Origin of the sequence: Arthrospira sp. PCC 8006, assembly GCF_046480465.1 — a bacterium.
Taxonomy (GTDB): Bacteria; Cyanobacteriota; Cyanobacteriia; order Cyanobacteriales; family Microcoleaceae; genus Limnospira; species Limnospira platensis.
In genome coordinates, this window is the sequence record NZ_PKGG01000450.1 from 1 (window position 1) to 1,466 (window position 1,466).

Sequence of the window (1,466 nt, forward strand, 5' to 3'; positions counted from 1 at the left end):
CTCTATGCCTTGAGGCCGGAATTGATGCTAAGGACGTTGCCACTTGGGTCGGAAACTCCCCCCAAGTCATTTACCAAAACTATGCGGGGCGAAAACGGGGGCTTTCTATCCCCAAACTATAGCCCAGTTTGGCTATAATTTGGCTATAAAAAATTAGCCGACAGATACCAGAAAACGCCATAACGATTTACCAGCAAGGGTTTGGCACATCAAGACTCTTTCGACTTAGAATCGAAATCAGGATTTGATGTGCTTGATCAACAATTGAGCGATCGCCTGAAGTTCTTTTTTGTTGAAAGTCTTCAGTAACACCTTCACCACTTCCTTCGGATCTGCTGGTATCGTAATTTCCTTAGCAGTCGCCGGAGCCGCCCCTTGGCTACTTCCCAGTTTAACTAGAGCATCACTGGGCGCTATAGCATCAGCTTTTCCCGCTTCCAGGAGTTTCGCCGCCTGCTGAAGTTCCTTAATTACCGTATTTTTCAGAAGCGGAAAAGGAGCCCTAGGATTAGCGATCGCGCCATGGGTAGTTTTCACCAAATTTTGCCAAGGTTCCACTCCCGGCGCAATTTTTTGCAAATGACCACACAGCCCCGCTATTTGTTTCCGTAGCGCCGGAGATTCCGGTTTGCTCAATCCTTGTAACATCGGTTTCAGAACCGCCGTCACCTTAGCCACCGCCGACGGTACAGGTTTACTTCCTCCAGACGAAGCTGCCGCCACTGCAGGCGCTGCCTTACCACTCATCAAATCCGCCAGATGCTTCTCCAGCATATCATACACCGGAAGGGCAGCCGTAGCAATTTTTTCCCCCATTTCCACAGATAAACCAGACGGACTTTGTGCCCTTTGAATCAGGTTCTTGAGTACCTCATAACACTTGTTTGACAGTGTAACAACCTTGGTATCAGCTTTGATGGGAGTGTCTTTAACCGACTTAAAACAATCTTCAAGTCGTTTAGATACCTTATTAATACTGGCTAAACTCGGCATCTGTTGCGTTAACATAGCCGAGGCTCCCTTAATCGAGTGCGCCGCTCTGTACATAGTAATCATCGGTTCGCGATCGGAGGAGGCCATAATTTTTGGCAGATCCTTCAACCCCGTACTAAGTTCTTCGAGGCGTTCTCCCGCCTCTTCCATAAAGATAGCGATTATTTTTTGGTCTTGGCTGGTCGGCACGGCTGCCCTCCTATCGACAATTTAACGCCGAGCTTTATTATGAGCGGTACTGTTAACCTGGTTATGGTCGAAAGGGAAGTCGCCTTCCCCAACTCCAATACAAAACCGTGCTTGATACTTTCACATCACACGGCTCCTGATGTGGATACCCCTTTTGACATCGGGAACAGGGTAACGACTTCCTGCTTTGTGACTTCAACTTTTAGAGCTAAATACAACATCGTAGTCTTTAAACTCGCTATCGTCGTAAACACTCCTAATTGTCGCAATCTCTATATCCACAC

The 1,466-nt window shown here is 47.5% G+C and carries 1 protein-coding gene; it reads right to left on the bottom strand.

Going from position 1 to position 1,466, the window contains the following annotated elements:
• Positions 1-237: 237 nt before the first annotated feature.
• Complete coding sequence (locus tag B9T16_RS28625) at positions 238-1,182, bottom strand: Hpt domain-containing protein (protein ID WP_006619410.1); 945 nt, start codon at positions 1,180-1,182, stop codon at positions 238-240.
• Positions 1,183-1,466 lie beyond the last annotated feature (284 nt).